The following is a 16,314-nucleotide window of genomic DNA, read 5'->3' as shown; positions in this document are numbered from 1 at the left end:
ACTCCCCATTATTTGATCGATTTGTAATCTTGTTCTATGTAATTTTTATCCTGGCTCCAATTGGAGAATACGAAGTCATTCTTGTCTACCTTGGCGCCTTCCGACTTCGCCTTCGCGATAGCCGTATCCAACGCTTTATTAACGAGATCGGAGTACTGCTTTAGTGGAGCGGTTGGATCTTTGATCGCCCCGGATACGACGCCTTGCAGGATATCGCCTACACCAGGCTGAACATCCTTATAATTCCCATACACACTTGTAAGTTCAGGGTTTCTAATCTGCGGATTCGGGATTAAACGGGAAGATTTCTGAACAATGTCGTAGTATTGCTTAAACTGCGGAATTTCGGAGGAGCTCTCATTAACATCCTTTAAGATCGAGAACCGGTCTCCCGCTTTAACCAATACGGACTGATATTCCTTGCTGAAATATTCCTTCAAATAAAGCGCAGCCTCTTTCGGATGTTTCGATGTCTTCGACATTCCGATCCAAGCACCAATGGTTGACTTAGGCAAATACCCCTTCTGTCCATCGTCCGGCACCGGAGGCATCATCACACCGAAATCCAAGTTAGGATTATCCCGTTTCCATACACCAATGGACCATTCCCCTTGCAAAATGAAACCAGCTTGGCCTTCGCCAAATAAGGCGCGAGCTTCAGGAGCGGATATGCTCATCGTCTTCGGATGAAAGCTTCCGTCATCTTTCATGCCCTTGAACAAGTTCATGACATCTACAACGGCTTTGCTGTCATAGTTCGCATCATGCGTAGCCAAACTGATCGGCGATTGTTGGTTTAACCCGCTGCCGCCCAGCGCGGACCAGTCCATGGCTGCCAGCTTCCAACGGCCGATTTGTTTGCCACCCTCGATGATACCGTACGCCTTGCCTTTACCCGCTTCTGTAATTTTCTTCGCCGCCTCGCGGAATTCTGTGTATGTTTTTGGCGGGTTGTCGGGGTTTAGCCCCGCATCTCTAAACAGCTGCTTATTGTAATACACAAGCGTACTCGGCACGCTAGAAAGCGCAGGTATGGAATAAACCTTGCCATTCAACACCGTCGAACCTTCCACGAACACGCCATCAATGAATTGGTTCTTAAAAGCATCATCGAGGTACGCATCTAGTGGCTGATACCATTCTCCTTTAACCGCCATACTCAGCGACATATTGCCTGGAATAGGGAACAAATCCGGCGCATCTCCCGATTTAATCGCTGTTGTGATCGTGTTCTGGAATTGATCAACGCTCATTAGCGTATATTCGATTTTGATATTGGGATATTTCGCTTCAAAATCTTTGATGAATTTCTCGCGATAGGGCTTCTCGCTGTCTGCCCAGTCCATGACTCGCAAGGTAACCTTTTCACCAGTTGGCGCTGCATCGGCTTTATTTCCCGAAGTTCCCGTTGCTGCGGGAGTTCCTGTACTGGCTGTATTCGCAGGAGAGGCAGAGCAAGCCGTAATGATTTGTACAATTAGTGCAGATCCGATTAAAATAGCAGAATATTTCCTTTTTTGTACCATTGATATTTCCCCCTTATTAAGATTACAAATATTCGCAGTTAACCTTGTTTAGTCAAACATTCCGCTAATTGTATGCGCCGTCAAGTCCTCCTCACCCTAATCTATACTTCATATGTTATCCTACAACCTATCCACAGACCATGTAGGCACGATGCCAGTTTTTGTACTTTTGATACTTTTTCGAAAATTGCTAGGGGACATACGAAAAGCTTTCTGAAAAGCGCGATTGAAATGCGACGCGTCATAAAAGCCGCATTTCTGCGAAATTTGCTCGATGGTGTTTTCCTGATCTTCCAGCATTCGTTTCGCTTGTATTAATCTCATTTTTTGCAGCATCTGCATCGGAGTCAGCTCATATACCTGCTTAAAAGCCCGGCTAAAATAGACAGGATTCATATGGTAAATGTCAGCTAATTCCTCACGCGTAATATTTCGCTCCAAACCCTTCTCAATATAATGAAGCGCATAGTTAAAGCGGGCAATTTCGAACGTATCTCTGGATGCACGCTTTTCTCCAATTTTGGAGCTTTCCACAATCTCATGAAGCAGAAACAGCGCCAGAAAACTTGCCTGCACGGCCCCCTGTTCATGATCTTTTTGCTGCCACATGTCTTTGAGTTCGTCGAATTTCTTCTCATACAGAGCGGTGTCCCGAATCGTAATAACCTTATTGAACGGGAACAGCTGAAAGAAATCTTCTCCCTCTCTAACGTGCAATTCTATGCTAAACAGAAAGTGAATCCCTTCCTTTTGCGAAATCACATTAAAAGGCGTATCAGGGCGATGAATCATCACGTCTCCGGTTTTGGCAATATACTCCTTGCCGTCGTCTGTCGTGATTACTTCCCCATTTTTGATATAGGACACCGTCAGATAAGGCTGGGTGAAATCAAACATGAACCGGGAGTAATATTGTATTTTTTTCACATCGAATAACGTTATGGCAAATAGATCCTTCACCTGTGTCGACAAAATAGATTCACTCCTGTCTCTTTTTCAGTGATTATATCAGTAATTAACTATTTGCAATACTGCATAAGAAAAACGGTTTTGCCGCCTTGAGCGATCAGCCTCTTAATAGCGACAAAACCTATAAAGAGAACTGTAGGACGCTATTTAGGCAAAAAGGGGATATACTTGGGCAATAGAGGAACTACAGGGTATGAAAAAAACGATCATCCCCGATTAGATATCGAGAAATGATCGTCACTTTGAACAAGGGAACAATGCCCCTTGCCAGACTTGCTTAATTACTGGCCTTATTCACCAATTGCTTCAAGGCAGCATTCTTAGACACGCTTGTTCCCGCCTCAATATCTTCCTCAGTGAACACTGCCATTAGTATTTCCTTGGCTTTCTCCCGTTCCCTATCATAAATGACGTAAATATGACCTTCTTGATCCTCTACACCATCCGGGTAGGAGATGTCTGATCTTTCATCAAGAACAAGCCCGCCCCTCCATGTGAGTCCATCATCCTCGGACAGCATGGCGGTCAGGTGGCTTCGCCCTTTGAAGCCATAGTGGTTAACCAGCAGCAACCGGCCGGATTGCAGTCTGCGGATGAAGAAACGCGCGCTCGGGCCGCCAAGCGTAGTCGGTTTGCCAGGCGACCAGGTACGTCCGCCATCAGAAGAGATGCTTTCCCCAATGCCATAGAACGTTCTGACCAGCATCCAGAGACTGCCGTCCTCCCGCTCAACGAGCATATGCTCGTCGAAGTGACGATTCGGAATGTCCGCAGAACCTCGCAGTTGGAAGGTAGCTCCCTCATCGGTTGAAACGTACACATTCGAAAAGGCTTGCTCCGGCAGCTCATTCAGCGGTGATTCGTGACAAACCCAGACAGCAATCGGCAGCAGCCATTCTCCGTTCTTCAGCACCGTTGGTTTGTTCATCATAATACCATCGGCAATACGCCTCGGGCTGGTCCAGACAACCTCGTCAGCTCCCGGATCCACGCAGACCGAAGCCCACACCCCGCAGCGTCCGTCGTACCAGCTAAAGCTTTGGGACCAGAATACCCATAAGCGCCCCGCTGGGTCTTTCCACAAGCAAGGATCGAATGCTCGCACCTGATCCGGCGGATCGATCACATAGAGCAAGTCGGACCATGACTTCCCGCGATCCTCGCTTTTCACGAGAGCAACATAATTGTCAGGGCCCTCTCCAGTCCCCCCGCTGTAGAAAGCCGCCCACAACCTGTTGTCCGAGGCGCATTCGATACCGGGAATCCCTTGCCACTGGCGAACTTGGTAGCGATCTCCGCTTACGGGCTGAATCGCCGCCCCATCCAATGATAAATCAAAATTAGGTCTCATGACTTTCCCTCTCTTTCTATCGCTCATCTAGATAGATAACACCCCCAAGCGGCTTGTTAGGCAAAGCCATCTGGGGGTGCGAATGGTTAATCGCTGCTGTCAGCGTTACTTCAGTGGCTTGAAATCCGGTTGCAGATATTTGTTTAACTCCACCGTTTTCGCTTCCACATTAGCAGTCGTCAATTTGTTGAACGCATCTCCCAGCTCCTGCAAAGACTTCTCGATTTCTGGAAGGTCCTTACCCTTGATGAACAGCTCCGTCATGACATCATTGACAACGCCCGATTTTTTGATATCGATGGAGCCCACTTTAAGCGGAGGGTTCACAACGGAATAATCGAGCCGTGGCGCCATTGGATAATTCATTGACTTCCCATTGATGACAAAACCTTCTGATCCTTTGCGATCCTTGGGTTGAATTGATTTCTCCTGAGCGGCCAAGTTTGTAAAGGAGCCCAAACCTTTTTTGGCCAGCGCTACAAACATCTCATCGGAGAGGAAGAATTCCCATACCTTCTTGGCTGCTTCGAGATGTTCTGATTTTTTGTTGATACTGAATCCACTCGCTGTCTCGTAGGCAGGACCACCCAGAACTTTTCCTCCCCAGGTAGGGAAGTCTGCCACAGCCCAGTCGATCTTGGCTGGAAACTGATCGTTGAACACTCCGATATCCCAAGTAGCTGCGGACAGCATGCCGATATTGCCCTCAGAGAACTGGGCGCGGATCATATCATTGTCATAGTTTCCTACACCTGGAAAGACGCTGCCTTCCTTATTCACATCAATCCACCACTTCACATACTTAGCAAAAGGCGAAAAGTCAAATTTTCCAGTTACGGCATTCCAGCCTTCCCTGCCATAAATGTCTCCCGAAACAGCTGCTGGATAAATCACATAATACCTCCAGAATACCGTTTGCTTGATCGGCAGACCAAGACCGAACTTCTTGCCGCCTCCACTGGCTGTGATCTGTTTCGCATATTGCTGCATTTCTTGCCAAGTCGTTGGAGGCTTCTCTGGATCAAGTCCGGAAGCTTTGAACAAATCCTTATTGTAAACTAATTTCAAATTGGTGACGTTCTCAAAAACACGATCCAGTTCACCATTCTTGGAGGTAGGCGGCGCTGTCAGAGCCGATTTATCAAAGCGTTTGCGAATATCCGGTGTGATCAAGGAGTTCAAATCCATAGGATAATCCGCATTGATCAGATCGGCCGATATGTTATAGGCAATATCCGGAAGTTTGCCGGCATTCAGTGCAAGCTTCAATTGCTCGTCATAGTTGTCCGAGTAAACCTTGTAATCAATCTGGATATTGTCAGGATTCGTTTCATTGAACTTTTTGATCAGACTCTCCCGAACCTCAATATCATGCCGCGTGTTGGCCCAAACCTTGACTGTCACTTTCTCCTTAGGCTTTGCACTTTCTGCCGCTGGCGTGCTGCTTGCATTCTTCCCATTGTTTGTACTAGACGAACACCCGGCAGACAGAGCCAGCGCCACGGCAGCTATGGTAATCAAACTGCGGCTCCCCCATTTATTTCTACTCAATTGCTTCAACCCCTCACCTTGATTTGAATTACAACCTCATTATAGAAAGGAATCCACTCGCAGTTAACCCCTCAAAACTCGTATTTACTGACAAACCCGCTGTGATTATGAAAGCTTTTCCACATAGGGAAGGAGCAGTTCGAAGCATTTGCCCTGCTCCAGCTTCTTCATCCGCAAGCCATTAGGTTCACCAAAATAGAGCTTGATCCGCTCATGAACATTACGGATGCCAAAGGAGTCCGGATCAGGAACCTGCTCGCTGAGCAGTCGCTGTACCCGCTCCTCGTCCAGCAGTTGTCCATCATCAAAGACACCAATACAAAACGTATCTGCTGCAACACGCCAGCCTTCAACCCTGATATGACTTCCACCCGCCTGACGACTCATTCCGTACATAATGGCGTTCTCCACCAGCGGTTGCAGCGAGATTTTCACAATCTCCTGCTGCATGAATGCCTCAGGGATCTGGATTGTAATTGCAAACTGCCCCTTGTAGCGGATTTGCTGCATGCCAATATAGTTGTTAAGGTGCCTTAGTTCCTGCTCAATGGTCACGACATCAATCTGATCCAGACCTCCTCGCAGAAAGCCGCTTAAATACTCAATCATGCTGGTGAGCTCACGATCCTTATGCTCCAGGGCTTTCCACTGGATGGTATCCAGGCTGTTGTAGAGAAAATGCGGGTTGATCTGATACTGCAGCAGCCTCAGGCGATACTCCTTCTTCAGCACCTGCTCCTGGCGGATTTCCATTAACAGTTCACGAATCCCGTCATAGAGGACGCCAATTTCATCCGCACGCACCAAAGGCGGAATGTGCAGATTGGCTCCGTCGCTTTTCTTGCGGACAACGAGCGAGGCCAGACGTTCAATCGGCCGGGAGAAATTCCGTGCCAGCCGGATGGAGAGCAGCGTCATGCCTAACAGAAGGATTCCTACCAAACCAATGGTCCATTGGTATACCTTGTAGAGCGGCAGCAGCACTTGATGCCGTGGCACAATGCCAAGCAGCTTCCATTCCGCTCCAATCGTCCGTACCGAATAATAGCTGTCCCCTTCTGTAAAACTGTATTCCGGCTTGCCCAGACTCATCTCCTCAGGAAGTCGAAGAATTCTCGCCTGGAGCTCTGAATTCTCCTCTGCTCCGGGAGATCGAATCAACCTTCCATTCCGGGTATCAACAATCAGATACTGGCTTTGACCTAGCTGTTGCGGCTCTTCGAGCATCGCGCTCATGGAACTGTAGGGGATGGTAATCAGCAGACAGCCGTGCAATTGCTGAGCGGCAACGCTTCCTAAAGGAACGATCCAGGTGAATTCCCCCGTTGTTTTATCGTCAGACAGCCAGTAACTGTGTTCCAGGGTTCGTTTGTCCAGAGAAAAGCTCTCAATGCGATCGGGATCATTTTTCACAGGAAGGCCATAGCTGGAAAGATAGTGATTTCGGGGCAAAAGAAAGGAAACGCGAAAGTCCGCGTTAATATACTTGATATTGCTCAAGTACTGAGATAGCCGGTTGGCTACCTCAACCTGCCTGAGAATAGGAACTTGCGGATTGGCCAAAGCCAGCATCAGCTCGTCATCCTTAAGAAACAGTCCCTCAGCTGTTTGGAATTCCTGATACAGCTGATCCAAAGGGGCGGCTGTGCGGGACAGGATCAAATCAGCGCTTTCCTCCAATTGCCGGGTAAATAAATTGGAGGTCACAAGGATATTAACAAGGCCCACAGCCAGAAGTGGAAGCAGGGCCAATGCAAGCATAAGCAGGAACAACTTTTGGTGAAACCGGCGGAAAGAGGGGCGGCGCTGCTTCATACAAGCGCCCCCCGATACTCCGAAGGTGTCATGCCATATTCCCTTTTGAACAATTTCACAAAATGCTCTACCTTGTTGTACCCGACTTTATAGGATACCTCATAAACCTTAAGCGTGGGATCCTTCAGCAGCCTGATAGCTGCGCCCATGCGAGCCCTGAGCAGATGGACTCGGAAGGTGACTCCCGTTTGCTGTTTGAACAGTTCACTCAAATAGACGGGAGAAAGGCCTAAATCCTCGGCAATTGTGGTCAATTGGAGGTCCTGTTCGTATTCCTTCCCAATCCGCTCCAGAGCAAGACGAATCAAGCGATGAATTCCTTTGCCATGCCGCTGACGGAGCATATGATGGATCTCGTGGGTAAAGAAATACAGAAGATCCTTGATTTTGGTATGACCGGAGATGCGCATCCTGAGATCATCCATATTCGGCAGATGAACATCCCCCTGGACCTCAGCATGTTCCCGTATCGTAGACAACCATTCAAAGCACCATCGCTTAGCCGCGTTAAGCTCCCATTCCAGGAAGGCAGGAGCCAGTTGGTTCAGCCACTCGATCACTCGGTCTGTATCTCCCTGCAGTATCCACCCGATAAGCTCAGCCATCGGCTTCGTCCATTGCATATAGGCCGTTTCGTCACGAGACGGCAAAAGAAAGCGAACCGGCTCCTCCGGATTCGCTCCCATATACGCCATCATCTTCTCTGTTTCCCAAAACAACCTCGACAGTTGGAGCGGACTTTGACCAGACTCTGAAATCATAATGTGTACTTTCTTTTTGGTGAATCGGTCAATACAGTCATATAATCGCCGGGCAAAGAGGAGGTGCTCATCTTGGGAACTGATCCCGCCCGTAACCAGCAGCCATTTACCGAAGGAAAGGCGAATCGGACAAACCGCATCGTATTCGGCAATAAGCTCGAACATAACGTTCTGCACGGCAAACTGGTCAATTTGGGCAGACTCCATATGACCGTGCAGATCTGCCCCATCCAACGTAATCAGGTACAGTCTCAACTCGCCAGCCAGCAGCCATTTCAGACCTACCTGTGCACACTCCTCTTTCCATTCATAGCCAGGTTGATCTCCTAATATGAGCTCCTGAATATACTGGGAGCGGATGGATTCCTCATAATAGCGATTGCGACGGTCACGGTTTCTCAGCACTTTAAGCTGTTCCAGCCTATCCACCTGTTTAAGAAGAACCTGCAGTAATTCCTCCGGTTTCGTCGGCTTAAGCAGATAATCCGCTACCCCTAACTGGAGTGCTCTATGGGCATATTCGAATTCACTGTAAGCACTAAGAATGATAAACTGTATATTCGGTCGATAGGACTCAGCCCTGGCTATCATCTCTAGTCCTGTCATATCGGGCATTCGGATATCCGTAATAACAATATCTGGGGATACCGCCTGGATCTGCTCCAGGGCGCTCTCTCCATCCTCTGCTACACTGGCAACCACGAGATCGTATTCTTCCCAAGGAATCATTGTGACTAGTCTTTCCCGAATAAAATGCTCATCATCTACAATCAACACTTTATACATGCTGCATCCTCCGATCTGTCAACCCTTCACTGCACCTTGCGCAAGTCCACCTACAATTTGCCGATTCAATACAATAAATACAACCAATACAGGAATAACAGAAATCATCGAGCCGGCCAGCAACAAGTTCCAGGCAGCTGCGCCAGAACCCATATTGCGCAGTTCAACCACACCTACAGTCAGTGTCTTGGTATCTGGATTGCCGATGCTCATCACTAACGGGAAAATATAATTGTTCCATTCCGCAATAAATTCCAACAGGAAAAAAGTAGCGGTAATCGGAGCCATGAGCGGCAATGTCAGTTGGTAAAAGCGTTTGAAATAGGAGGCACCATCAACAATTGCTGCCTCATCCATCTCCTTGCCGAGTGATTTAACGAAGCCTTCGTACAGGAAAACACTAGCTCCCAAACCGTACAAGGCAACAAGCGGTATCGTAAAAATACTGTTCGTCAATCCCCAATCCACAGCCAGCTTGAACTTGGGAAACAAGGTCATCGGACCCAGGCTAACGAACATCACCCCGATAATCAGCAGAGAGAGCAGTCGTTTGCCCGGGAATTGGGTCCTGGCAAAAACATACCCAGACATTGCTCCCATGAACACACTCAGCCCAGAACTGACAGTAGCAAAAATCACTGAATTATAGAAGTACAGGGAGAAATTCAGCTCTTCCCATACTTCTGAATAGTTAGAGAATACCCACTTGCGAGGCAGCAAGCTGCCCCCCGTAATTAGTTCCTGATTGGATTTGAAAGAATAAAACAAGACGTAAAGCACTGGGATCAACGTTAGGATGGCGACGACAGACAAAACTACATACTTTAACCACTTTAACAGATGTTTCACCTTGCTGTCCTCCTTAATTATGATAATCCATTTTCTTGGTCAACTTGAAGTAGCCTATCGATATAACGACCAGGATAAGTGCCGTAAACACCGCCACCGTTGCCCCGTAGCCATAATTGGTGCCCGTATCTCCTCCGAAAAACTGATGAAAAATATACAGGAAGGTCAGCTCCGTAGCATGGTTCGGTCCACCATCTGTAAGGACGAGAAAGGGACCCATCGACTTGAGAGTTCCTAGAATAGAAAGGAACAAAATCATCTGGAGAATGCGGCCCATCATCGGAAGGGAGATATAACGCACCCGGGTCCAGCCCGTAGCGCCATCGATATCAGCACTTTCATAGACATCTTTGGGAATGCTGGTCAGACCTACTAGCAGAAGCAGCATATTGATCCCGAAGTTCTGCCAGGCATCCAACAGCATCCCGCTGGCAAACGCTGTCCACCCGCCGGAGAGGAAGGCAATGGGTTGGTCAATCAGGTTTAAAGCGATCAGCAGTTGATTAAGCCCCCCATTGTAAGGGTTCAACAGGATATATACGACTAAGGCCATCGTGGAGGCCGGCAGAATGTACGGCATAACAAACATTGCCCGAAATGCATTCTTCCCTCTCAATTGCGAACTGAGGAGCAGAGCCAACATAAAGGCCAATGGCAGCTCAAGAATGATTTTCAGGGAGAAAAGAGCCTGCTTCCAGAGGCTGGACCAGTAGACTTGATCATCCATCAATCTTTGGAAATTAGCTAGCCCCGTAAACCGCTCCGGCCTAACCCCGTCATAGTAATAAAAAACGTATTTAACCGCCCAAGCAATCGGGTATAAGGAAAAAAGTACAAAGCAGCAAACTGGAATCAGCAGCATGAGGTACGCAGCGCCATACTTTCTCCGAAAGACTTGAAAGGGGTTTAGAGCTCTCATACTTACAGCTGGCGTCCTGTCAGACTTTACCGATAAATCAGTCATAATGGGTATTGCCCCCTTATTTAGTATTAATAACGCCATTATAGCATCACCATTTTCGACTATCCCCCCCTTAAACTTTATATATACTGCACATAATAGGAGAAATTTTCAGACGGGATCTATGCTGCTTCCAAAATAAGACCACTCACCAGGCAACCTTTTTGGCTGCCTGGTGAGTGGTTAGGTTGCATTTCTTTATACTTCACATAAAGGCGCTTCCGCAAGCGTACCCGCAGAGGCTGAGAGACGCAGCGTCTTGCACTCAAACCCGTTCAGATGAATCTCTTGGCGAATTCCCAGCGAAGGGATGCTTAGTACCGTTGATCTGCCAAACCCGGTGGGCTCGAACAGGCGAATGATATAGTTCTCGCCTCTCTCCTCCTTCTTGAAAGCGCTCAGCTGAACCACTGCATCCTCCAGCACTAGAAAAGACTCCGGCCGCTCGCCTTCTCCGGAAGGAAAGAACGATAAAGCGTATGGACGCTCATTGTGAACCAGCGCCTCTCGATCCTGACGATCCCTGCGGTCAGCAAGCTCTCCCGCATTCAACCAGAAGGTATAGCAGCGTTCACCTTGATCCATCCGCGGCAAGAATCGATCCTGCACCATGATCGGTCGGTCATTAATCGGATGAGCGCAATAGCCTGCACTCCGCAGAAGCGAAAGCCGAACCTCTCCGGAAACAAAATCACTGCCATAAATTCCGTTATTTATGCAGGTTAACCCCAGATTCTGCTCAGGAGCTTCTACAGCTACCCACTTTTGTGCAACGGCCTCATGCCCGTGGTTCAGCGAACTGACCCCGAAGGCTGTTTGCCCAACAAACCGCCCTTCGGACAACTGAGTTGGCAGGGACAGCTTGAGCATTTTATCCTTCTCATTCCAATACACCCGCAGTTGTACCTCCAGCTCCGTGCCCGTCTTAGGCAGCTTGTACAACTGGCATATATAGGAGTTGTTGTACGTGAATACCGCTTCTATTACCGTACGCACATCACCGTCTTCAATAACTCGAACGGCAGGAAGCGCGCCTTTCACCCCGGAGAACAGCCCGCTTTCCTCCTCATTCATTAGCTTGAACATCCCCTCAACCTGTGTGAAGGAGGCTTTATCCATCCGCCAGGGATCTTCATTATCCTCCATCACGAGGGGAGCGAAAGCATTAGGCCGGAGGAAAGGAACTCCTCGAACAACATACTCATCGATGAACCCCGTTCGCGCATTGACGACAACAAGCAGTTCCTCCGTCTCGAACCGATAGCAGCCATTCTGCTCCGCCAACTGAGGAATCGGCTTATGCGTCAACATCTCAATCCGGCAATCAAAGCGGTTCATGGATGAGGGCGCAAGCTCTGCCTCAAAGACAACTCTTTTGCGCCAATCCAGATTCAGATTGCTGCCTTCTTTTTCTGGCTGACACGGGATAGGTTGACCCTCTTGATACACAACCGGCAGAGAGAACGCCTCCTGCCAGTTCTGGTCCTCGAGCATGAATTCACACTCAAATATACCCTTGACTGCAAAGGGATGAGGATTGTAGATAAGAATCGGATATTCTTGAAGATTTGCTTTCGGTTGCCCGGCTGCGAGAGCAAAAAAGGATCTCGCTTTAAGACGGGCAACGATCTCCAGACCATGCTCCATTAACCGCAGAGAAGCTTCCTCCGCTGGCTGCACAGAGGAGCCCGGCAGAATATCGTGGAACTGGGCCGTCAATAGATCGCATAAGGCATCATGCAGTTCATGCGAGGGATAGGTCAAGAGACCCTGCAACGCAGCGGTGGAAAGCATCTTTTCAGTCATATACAGTTCATTCTCTAATTGACGATGCTTTTGCTTGATGCGAATCATCGAGGTGTAGCAGCCCACAAAGCGGGGATTCAAATCCCCTGCATACGAGGGCAGGTCCTGGCCAGCCACATCCCGGAAGTAGTTTTCAGGTGTCGAGTGAATAATTTCAAACTCTTTTTCCTGCTTCATTAATTGGTCAATCTGCGCAAGATCAATACGGGATGGCCCGCCGCCATGGTTCCCGACACCCCACAGAACAATCCCCTCATTTTTGTCCCGGTTATCGGCCAGCCAGCCCTCGATTTTCTCCCTGGCCTTGCCCATCAGCGTATTATAGCCCCCCTGTATTTTGTGGGCCGTGACGCTCGAATTATTGAAGCCTTTCCAAATAAAATCACCTGCGGGCAATCCCTCCATTTCATCGGGACGCATGAAGAGGTAAGAATTATATCCAGCAAGCTGCAAGATCTGCACAAGCCCTTGTGTATGACCAAAAGAATCGAAATTAATTGCTGTAGTCGGCTCCGCATTGAATTTGTCGCGAAAATAAGCCTTGCCCAGCAAAATTTGGCGAACAAAAGATTCACCTGAAAGCATATTGCAATCCGGCTGCAGATACCAACCGCCCATGATCTGCCATTTCCCCGCTTGAACCAAACGTTGGATGCGTTTGAATAGTTGGGGCTCATATTCTTCAATCCATTTATAGAGAATGACTTCGTTGTGATTGAACACATATCCCGCCGTCTCCTCGCAAAATTCTGCCGCCGCACGGAAAGTGGATACAGCAGCAGCTGCTCCCTCCTCCCACTCCCACTGCCAAACAGGGTCAAGATGGGCATTGCTGATCAAATGAAGCTTCTTCATTCTTGCAACCTCCTTATGAACGAATGGAAATCTCTCGTCTTTATTGTGAGGCTGCCAAGTTCCGCTGTACATTTCCAATTAACACGAATAGTTGTCTAATTATGATATGATTGAAATCATAGTCTGAAAGCGAGGGCATGATGCATGGATCTTGAACAACTAAAAAGCCTTTTACCTCCCGTCTTTAATCAGATCTGTCAGGAAATTAGAATCAATGATGCGGTCATCGAATGGGTCGATATCATTTTCGAGCAAATTGGCACAGCCAGCAAGTGTCCTCCCCATGCTCATACGTGGTTTGAGTTCAATTATATTTTATCCGGACAAATGGTGACCCATTTCGGCGATGAGCTTGTCCAAGTGGGAGAAGGCGACTTCTTCCTTATTCCTCCAGGCACGATTCATTCCCATTCCTATACCCGCGGAAATCCTCATGAGGGAATTTGTTTAAGATGGCGTATTCGTCCTGCAAGCACGGAGAAAACTGATGTACAGGGGGAGTCCTTTTTCACGCGCCTGCAGCGACTTCAAGAATGGAATCCCGGCTCTTATCGGGATAATGGCAGACTTCATGGCTTGCTGGAGCAATTCTTTCTAGAAGCACTGACGGGCCAGTCCGAGCTGGCGCTTCAGCTTCTGCTCATTCATCTTCTGGAATATCTCAGCCTGCTGCAGATGACCATGCAGGGACAGGTATCCTCCTCCACTGCGGTCAAGGACCCTTTGGTGCGGAAAGTAGAGGTCTATTTAGAGGATTTCCAAAGCAATCGTCTTAGCGTAGGCGAGCTGGCTGCTTCCCTGCACATGAGCTACGGTCACCTGTCCCGCCAATATAAAAAGCTTACTGGGCAGACGATCATCAATCGCATGAACCAAATTCGTTTGGAGAAAGCCAAAGAATTGATGAAGCTGCCAGGTCTGCGCATAGCAGAAATAGCTGAGCAAGCTGGCTTTGCTGATCTGTGCTACTTCAGCAGAGCTTTTAAAAAGCACTATGGAGCGAGCCCTCAAAACTATCGGAGGCAAACGGCTGCTACTGAAAGCACTTAAAGGAAATCGGATTAATTACTTAGACATACTTAAATAATACTTTTAAATACTTAAAATATATGATAAACTTACTTACAAGAGGTGAATTTGATGTATCAAGAAGAACGATTGCTGAAAATTCTCGAATATATTAATAAACACCACGCAATGAGTGTGATGGATATCTGCTCTCTTCTAGATGTATCTAGGGATACTGCCCGAAGAGATATCGTTAAATTAGTGCAAGAAGGCGTTGTTATTCGTACACATGGAGGTGTCGCTCTGCCTCAATTGCAGAAGGAAATCGCCACCTATCAAGAACGTTTAATCGACGAAACAGACAGTAAAAGAAAAATCGGTCTGATCGCAGCTAAACTGATTCAAGATCGGGAGACCGTCATTTTTGACGTATCAACCACGGTACAGTCTGTAGCGGAGCAAATTTCCGCCAAACATATTACGGCGATCACACACTCCATCGATATTGTAGGGATTCTGTCAGGTCGGGAAGATCTGCAAGTTTATGTGCTCGGCGGCTATTTACACGCCAAAAACCGCTTATTATATGGTCCCTCCGTCATTGATAAACTAAGAGAACTAAGAGCTGATAAGGCATTTATCGGGGCTACAGCTATACGAGCCGATGGTCTTTATTTTCCTTATGAAGATGATGTTTCCGTTAAAAAAGAGATGGCCCGCCGATCGGATCAGCTCATTGCTGTGGCCGATTTCACGAAGTTTGCCAGCAAGTCGGTTTATCGCTTAGATTTCGACTTTGTAGATATATTAATTACCGACCAAGAGGTGCCCATCGAAATAAGAGAGGTACTTCATCATAAAAATATCACGATTATTCAATGTGAGGAGAAAGACAATTACGAGGAGGACAACAGCGATGAGTCTTAAAATTTTGCACAATGTAAACGTGATTCAACAAGATGGCCCCGCTCTACCTGCGACACTTTGGATACGAAATGGAAGGATCGAGAACATAGAAATTGGTCTCTCCTCTCTACCGGAGGGCGACTATGCCTTTATAGATGGTCAAGGACATCAATTAATACCGGGCATGATCGATGTTCATATTCACGGTGCCAACGGATTCGACATGATGGATGGCAGCGAGACAAGTATTCAGGAGGTTTCCCGGGCTTGTGCTGAAACAGGGTGCACTTCCTTCTTGGTCACCTCTGTCAGCTCGACAATCGAAGAATTACTAGCCATGATTCGTAGCGTGAAACGTGTCATCGGGCATGAAGTCGGGGCCAAAATTGCCGGGCTTCATCTAGAGGGGCCTTACCTGAATCCTAAGCGGAAAGGTATGCAAAATGAACGGTTTCTACGACATCCGAATCTGGCTGAAATGAAAAATATTTTTGACGAAGCCGAAGGACTGATTAAAATGGTTACCATCGCCCCCGAATTGCCTGGCGGTATGGAACTTATCTCCTTTTTGAAGAAAATGGGCGTAGTTATCGCCATCGCGCATTCGGATGCCTCATACGAAGAAGCCAAGCAAGCCTTTGCAGCAGGAGCCAGTCATGTTACCCATTGTTTCAATGGCATGCGCCCGATCCATCATCGGGATCCCGGACTTGTGGTAGCCGCTTTTGAAGAAGAACATGTCAGCCTTCAAGCCATTGTAGATGGCATTCATTTGCATCCTGCGATCGTTCGAATGATGCATCGACTGAAAGGACCAGAGGGCATGGTACTTATTACAGACGCATTGCAAGCGATGGGACTAGGTGACGGGAATTATGTGTTCGGCGGCCATCATGTTACGGTTACCGAAGGTGTAGCACGCCTAGCGGATGGAACTTTAGCCTCCAGTACAGTTACGATGAACGAGGCTCTGCGGCTAACCGTTGAAACCGGAATTTCATTGCCAGACGCGGTTCAAATGGCCTCAACAACACCTGCACGCATACTCGGTCTTGATACCACAGGCAGGATCTCCACAGGTTTTGATGCGGATCTCGTTTTGTTAGATGAGCAATTTCAGGTACAGTGGACAATGATTAAGGGCAATATCGTCTAACATGATATTTCCTA

Annotated in this window: 12 protein-coding genes; 3 read left to right on the top strand and 9 right to left on the bottom strand. The window is 47.9% G+C overall.

Translation table 11 applies throughout. From position 1 onward, the window contains the following. Positions 1 to 8: 8 nt before the first annotated feature. The 9 genes from LOZ80_RS05950 to LOZ80_RS05910 all read right to left on the bottom strand — a co-directional run bounded on the left by LOZ80_RS05950 (position 9) and on the right by LOZ80_RS05910 (position 13,230). Positions 9 to 1,526: an ABC transporter substrate-binding protein gene (locus LOZ80_RS05950; RefSeq protein WP_238170565.1), complete on the bottom strand. Its 1,518-nt coding sequence runs from the start codon at positions 1,524 to 1,526 to the stop codon at positions 9 to 11. A 120-nt stretch (positions 1,527 to 1,646) separates the two neighbouring features. Beyond that, complete coding sequence (locus LOZ80_RS05945) at positions 1,647 to 2,498, bottom strand: helix-turn-helix transcriptional regulator (RefSeq protein WP_238170564.1); 852 nt, start codon at positions 2,496 to 2,498, stop codon at positions 1,647 to 1,649. Positions 2,499 to 2,772: 274 nt separating this feature from the next. Next, positions 2,773 to 3,846: a sialidase family protein gene (locus tag LOZ80_RS05940; RefSeq protein ID WP_238170563.1), complete on the bottom strand. Its 1,074-nt coding sequence runs from the start codon at positions 3,844 to 3,846 to the stop codon at positions 2,773 to 2,775. A 105-nt stretch (positions 3,847 to 3,951) separates the two neighbouring features. After that, on the bottom strand, positions 3,952 to 5,397 hold the full coding sequence (locus tag LOZ80_RS05935; protein WP_238170562.1) for an ABC transporter substrate-binding protein: 1,446 nt from the start codon (positions 5,395 to 5,397) through the stop codon (positions 3,952 to 3,954). Positions 5,398 to 5,502: 105 nt separating this feature from the next. Beyond that, positions 5,503 to 7,212: a sensor histidine kinase gene (locus LOZ80_RS05930; RefSeq protein ID WP_238170561.1), complete on the bottom strand. Its 1,710-nt coding sequence runs from the start codon at positions 7,210 to 7,212 to the stop codon at positions 5,503 to 5,505. Then, a complete protein-coding gene (locus LOZ80_RS05925; protein ID WP_238170560.1) occupies positions 7,209 to 8,759 on the bottom strand; it encodes a response regulator transcription factor in 1,551 nt (516 codons plus the stop codon). Before LOZ80_RS05925 ends, LOZ80_RS05930 begins: the two co-directional genes overlap by 4 nt. Before the next feature lie 18 nt (positions 8,760 to 8,777). Further along, a complete protein-coding gene (locus tag LOZ80_RS05920; protein WP_238170559.1) occupies positions 8,778 to 9,608 on the bottom strand; it encodes a carbohydrate ABC transporter permease in 831 nt (276 codons plus the stop codon). 13 nt (positions 9,609 to 9,621) lie between these two features. Further along, positions 9,622 to 10,572 carry a carbohydrate ABC transporter permease gene (locus tag LOZ80_RS05915; RefSeq protein ID WP_238170558.1) on the bottom strand — a complete coding sequence of 317 codons (951 nt, stop codon included), beginning with the start codon at positions 10,570 to 10,572 and terminating at the stop codon, positions 9,622 to 9,624. Between the two features lie 195 nt (positions 10,573 to 10,767). Continuing rightward, positions 10,768 to 13,230: a glycoside hydrolase family 38 N-terminal domain-containing protein gene (locus tag LOZ80_RS05910; RefSeq protein ID WP_238170557.1), complete on the bottom strand. Its 2,463-nt coding sequence runs from the start codon at positions 13,228 to 13,230 to the stop codon at positions 10,768 to 10,770. A gap of 144 nt (positions 13,231 to 13,374) precedes the next feature. On the opposite strand from LOZ80_RS05910, the gene LOZ80_RS05905 reads away from it, so the two are divergent. The 3 genes from LOZ80_RS05905 (at position 13,375) to nagA (ending at position 16,300) form a co-directional block, all read left to right on the top strand. Beyond that, positions 13,375 to 14,280: an AraC family transcriptional regulator gene (locus tag LOZ80_RS05905; protein WP_238170556.1), complete on the top strand. Its 906-nt coding sequence runs from the start codon at positions 13,375 to 13,377 to the stop codon at positions 14,278 to 14,280. A gap of 90 nt (positions 14,281 to 14,370) precedes the next feature. Next, positions 14,371 to 15,165, top strand: coding sequence for a DeoR/GlpR family DNA-binding transcription regulator (locus LOZ80_RS05900; protein ID WP_238172908.1), 795 nt, complete (start codon positions 14,371 to 14,373; stop codon positions 15,163 to 15,165). After that, on the top strand, positions 15,155 to 16,300 hold the full coding sequence (gene nagA / locus LOZ80_RS05895; RefSeq protein ID WP_238170555.1) for an N-acetylglucosamine-6-phosphate deacetylase: 1,146 nt from the start codon (positions 15,155 to 15,157) through the stop codon (positions 16,298 to 16,300). Before LOZ80_RS05900 ends, nagA begins: the two co-directional genes overlap by 11 nt. The last annotated feature ends 14 nt before the right edge of the window (positions 16,301 to 16,314 follow it).

It is taken from the genome of Paenibacillus sp. HWE-109, from assembly GCF_022163125.1.
GTDB lineage: Bacteria > Bacillota > Bacilli > Paenibacillales > NBRC-103111 > Paenibacillus_E.
This window is presented reverse-complemented; position numbering and strand designations above follow the sequence as displayed.

Coding starts and splice junctions, on each gene's coding strand:
- LOZ80_RS05900 (WP_238172908.1), top strand. CDS start 14,371: ATGTATCAAGAAGAACGATTGCTGAAAATTCTCGAATATATTAATAAA.
- LOZ80_RS05915 (WP_238170558.1), bottom strand. CDS start 10,572: ATGACTGATTTATCGGTAAAGTCTGACAGGACGCCAGCTGTAAGTATG.
- LOZ80_RS05930 (WP_238170561.1), bottom strand. CDS start 7,212: ATGAAGCAGCGCCGCCCCTCTTTCCGCCGGTTTCACCAAAAGTTGTTC.
- LOZ80_RS05905 (WP_238170556.1), top strand. CDS start 13,375: ATGGATCTTGAACAACTAAAAAGCCTTTTACCTCCCGTCTTTAATCAG.
- LOZ80_RS05950 (WP_238170565.1), bottom strand. CDS start 1,526: ATGGTACAAAAAAGGAAATATTCTGCTATTTTAATCGGATCTGCACTA.
- LOZ80_RS05940 (WP_238170563.1), bottom strand. CDS start 3,846: ATGAGACCTAATTTTGATTTATCATTGGATGGGGCGGCGATTCAGCCC.
- LOZ80_RS05910 (WP_238170557.1), bottom strand. CDS start 13,230: ATGAAGAAGCTTCATTTGATCAGCAATGCCCATCTTGACCCTGTTTGG.
- nagA (WP_238170555.1), top strand. CDS start 15,155: ATGAGTCTTAAAATTTTGCACAATGTAAACGTGATTCAACAAGATGGC.
- LOZ80_RS05925 (WP_238170560.1), bottom strand. CDS start 8,759: ATGTATAAAGTGTTGATTGTAGATGATGAGCATTTTATTCGGGAAAGA.